Source organism: Intrasporangium sp. DVR, from assembly GCF_040365325.1.
Lineage (GTDB): Bacteria > Actinomycetota > Actinomycetes > Actinomycetales > Dermatophilaceae > Intrasporangium.
On record NZ_BAABZW010000039.1, the window covers coordinates 1 to 3673 of the forward strand.

Annotated in this window: 3 protein-coding genes; all 3 read right to left on the reverse strand. The window is 71.3% G+C overall.

All coding sequences use genetic code 11. The features are described from left to right. Positions 1–88: 88 nt before the first annotated feature. From ABWV20_RS19110 to ABWV20_RS19120, 3 genes are read right to left on the reverse strand one after another with little or no spacing between them, the layout of a single operon-like run. On the reverse strand, positions 89–1078 hold the full coding sequence (locus tag ABWV20_RS19110) for a tyrosine-type recombinase/integrase (protein ID WP_353358042.1): 990 nt from the start codon (positions 1076–1078) through the stop codon (positions 89–91). Then, positions 1075–2001 (reverse strand): tyrosine-type recombinase/integrase, encoded by a 927-nt coding sequence (locus tag ABWV20_RS19115; protein ID WP_353358044.1) that lies wholly within the window; start codon positions 1999–2001, stop codon positions 1075–1077. The genes ABWV20_RS19110 and ABWV20_RS19115 overlap by 4 nt, the downstream gene beginning before the upstream one ends. After that, positions 1998–3539 carry a tyrosine-type recombinase/integrase gene (locus ABWV20_RS19120; protein WP_353358046.1) on the reverse strand — a complete coding sequence of 514 codons (1542 nt, stop codon included), beginning with the start codon at positions 3537–3539 and terminating at the stop codon, positions 1998–2000. The genes ABWV20_RS19115 and ABWV20_RS19120 overlap by 4 nt, the downstream gene beginning before the upstream one ends. Positions 3540–3673: the final 134 nt, after the last annotated feature.

Genomic DNA, 3673 nt, shown 5'->3' on the forward strand with positions numbered 1-3673 from the left:
ACATCGGTTATGCCGACCTCCTGGTTATGCCGACCCTGGGGTGGGGGTGCAGGTCAGCGGGTCGGGAGGAGCCGAAAGGTCGGCATAGTCAGAGGCTGGTGAGGAAGGCGAGCACGTCGGGGGCGGGTGCGTAGGTGCCGGGCGTGACCTGTGGACCTCGGGTGCGGTCGATCGCAGCTTGTTTGATGGTCATGTCGGCGTGGAGGTAGACGTCCGTGCTGGAGGTGTTCTCGTGGCCCAGCCACAGCGCGATGACGGCGACGTCGACGCCGGCCTGGAGCAGCCTCATCGCCGCCGTGTGTCGCAGGGTGTGCATGGTGACGTGTTTGGCCCTCAGGGAGGGAGAGCGCTCGGTGGCGGCGGCCAGGTGCTTGGACAGTCGCCGCTCGAGCGCGTCGCGGGACAGGTGCTGCCCGCGTGGCCCGGGGAAGACGGCGGCTCCGGGACGGGTGACTCGCTCGGCGAGGTAGGGGACCAGGACGGTCAGGGTGGCGGCGGTCAGCGGGGTGGCCCGGTACTTGCGTCCCTTGCCGGTGCAGGTCACGTGCGCGCCGGCGCCGGTGTGGATGTCGTTGATCGTCAGAGCGGTGAGCTCGCTGATCCGGAGACCGGTCTGTACGGCCAGGGTCAGCAGTGCCCGGTCGCGGCGCCCGGTCCACGTCCTTGGGTCCGGCGCGTCCAGCAGCGCCTCGGTCTCCTCGACGGTCAGGAACTGCACCGTCCTTGGGGTGGCGCGGCGGGCGGGGACAGCCAGGGCCCGGGTGATCGTGTCCGCGTGTTCGGGATGGTCGGGCAGGGTCACGGCCAGCACCGCACGGATCGCGGTGAGCCGGGCGTTGCGGGTGACGGCGCTGTTGCCGCGGACGGCTTGGAGGTGCTCCAGGAACGCGGTGATGGCCTCAACGTCGATCATGGCCAGGTCGATCTTGTCCGCGGGGACGCCGGTGGTGGCCGTGAGGTGCTTGATGAGCAGCCGCCAGGTGTCGCGGTAGGCCGCGATCGTGTTCGGGGACAGGCCCTTACGGGCGTGGGCGTGGTCGGTGAAGTAGGACTGCAGGGAGGGCGCCAGGAGTGTCATGACCGCACCTGCTGCCGCTGCTCGAGCCGGGTCGCGGCCAGGGCCATCAGCTCCGGGGACGCGGCCAGGTACCAGTACGTGTGCGCCGTGCTGGTGTGTCCCAACCACGTCGCCAGCAGCGTCAGGGTGCGTTGCGGATCGCCACCCTCGGAGTAGGCGGCGGCCATGTGCCCGGTGGCGAAGGTGTGTCGCAGGTCGTGGGGCCGGGGACGTGCGGCCCCACGTGGTCGCAGTCCGGCGGTGGTGACGAGCCGGGCGAAGTGGGCTTCGATCGTGCTGCGCTGGTAGCCGACGCCACGGGAACTGACGAGCAGCGGCCCGTCCGCGGCGGGGTGGGTCGCGGTCCGGGCGGGCAGGTCGCGGTAGCCGATGATCGCCTCCACGGTGGAGGGGTGTACCGGGACCAGCCGGTCCTTGCGTTTGCTCGCCCGGATCAGCAGCACCCCGGCCGCGGTGTCGATGTCACCGGTGGTCAGTCGCAGCGCCTCGCCGATCCGCAGCCCGGTCGCGGCCAGCAGCCCGATCACGGTGCGCATCGTCGCGGCCAGCAGAGGCCGAATGAACACCTGTCCGCAGGCGTCCAAGAGCGCGTCGAGGTCGGCCTGGGAGTAGATGAAGGGCGCCGCGCGTCGTGGCCCGGCGGGCAGGATCCCCGGGGGTGGGACCTGCACGTCCAAGCCGATCCCGTGCAGGTACTTCGCGAAGGTGCGCACCGACCCCAAGCGCATGCCCCACCAGCGCGGGTCCGCGGCGGCGGGCAGCCGCGCCCATTCGACGGCGTCGGCGGTGGTGAACGTCTCCTTGCCCGCGGCGGCGAGCCAGTCGCAGAACTGCCCGGCCAGATGCTCGAGCTTGTCCAGGTCGTATCCGAGGGCGCGGCGCATCGTCAGGTACTCGGTCAGGTGCTCGTGCAGGGTGCTCATGGCCCGGGCACCTTCCCCCAGGACGTGACCAGCTCGCGCAGTGCAACGAGGTCGGTCCGGGCGTAGACCATCGTGGTGTCCGTGCGTGCGTGCCCGAGCAGCTCGCGGGCCTCGATCAGCGAGCCGCCGGCGGCCAGCACCGCGGTCGCGGCGGTGTGCCGCAGGGCGTGAGCGTGCACCGTCCCCAGCCCTGCCCCCGCAGCCAGATGCGCGACGACACCGGAGACGCCCTTGCTGCTGAGCCCGACCAGCGGCGGGCGCAGTCGCGTGAAGACGGCCCGGTCCGCGGCTCCTGCCGGACGTCCGTCCCGCAGGTAGTCGACCAGTGCCTGCCCGACGTCGCTAGGGAGCGGCAGGGTCAGAACCCGCTCACCCTTACCGTGGATCACGAGCCTCCCGTCGTGCCAGTGCAGGTCGTCCAGGCCCAACGCGGCGACTTCCCCGGCGCGCAGCGCGAGCCGGCTGATCAGGATCACGATCGCCCGGTCGCGCAGACCTGCCGGCGTGCTGGTGTCCGCGGCCGCGATCAGGGCCTGAACCTGCACCGTGGTCGGGCCATGCGGCAGAGCAGGCGCGGCCGGTGCCGGCCGGAGGATCCCGGCGGACATCGAGCAGTTCACCCGCCCGGTCAGGAACGCCCAGTCCAACAGGCCGCGCATCGCGGAGACCAGATGGCGCCGCGACGCCAGCGAGTACCCCTGCCCCTGCCGGGCGACGTACCGGTTCACGGCGGCCGCGTCGACACCGTCCCAGATCAGGTTCCGGTCGGAGTCGACAGCCAGCTCGGCCAGGAAGCCTGCAACCCATCGGCGGGTCTCATTCGCCCACCCTCGGCTGACCCCGCGTTGGGTGCACAGGTGCGCCGTCCACTCCTGCAGCAGCTGCTCGGCCGGCGTCGGCGCCTCCGGCGGCGGCAGTGAAGGTGGGGCCAGCAGGCCGGTGGCCAGGAGGAACTTGCGCACCGTCACGATCCGTCGCGCAGAGGAGGGATGCCGACGACGCCGACTCCGTGCCTGCGAGGCCACGAACCGGGCCAGGAGCGCGGCGTCGAGATCCTGCACGCCCGAGCCCTGCGCGGCCATCCAGGAGCTCAGCCGTGCCGCGGTGCAGGCAACCGAAACCACCGTGCCGGCCGCGTACCCCTGGCCCTGGAGCCAGCCCACGAGGTCCAGGACGGCCTCATCCAGCGGACCTTCCCTCAGGCGCGGCCGACCGTCGCGACGGCGGCTCAACGGTGGACGCAAGACGAGCACGCCGTGGGCGGCCAGGAACCGCTTGACCAGCGGCAGGTACTGCGCTGCGGCCGGGACCCTGCTGCCCGACCGCTGCCGCTCGAGATCGACGTACTCATCGATGACGTCCTCGTTCACGTCCTCGGCTCCCAGCCCCCGACCGGTCACCCAGGCCGAGAACCGGCTAAACGCCAGTACCGTCCGGCGGGAGCGTCCCTCCGAGATTGCGGAGTCTGTCAGCCAAGCCTCCAACGGCTCAGCCCAAGCCTCCAACACGTCCGCACGATTGACATCCACATCGGCCATGGCCGCCTCCTCAGGTAGAGATCCCGAGCATCGCGCCGCCGATGACTATGCCGACCTTTCGGCTCCTCCCGACCCGCTGACCTGCACCCCCACCCCCGGGGTCGGCATAACCAGGAGGTCGGCATAACCGATGT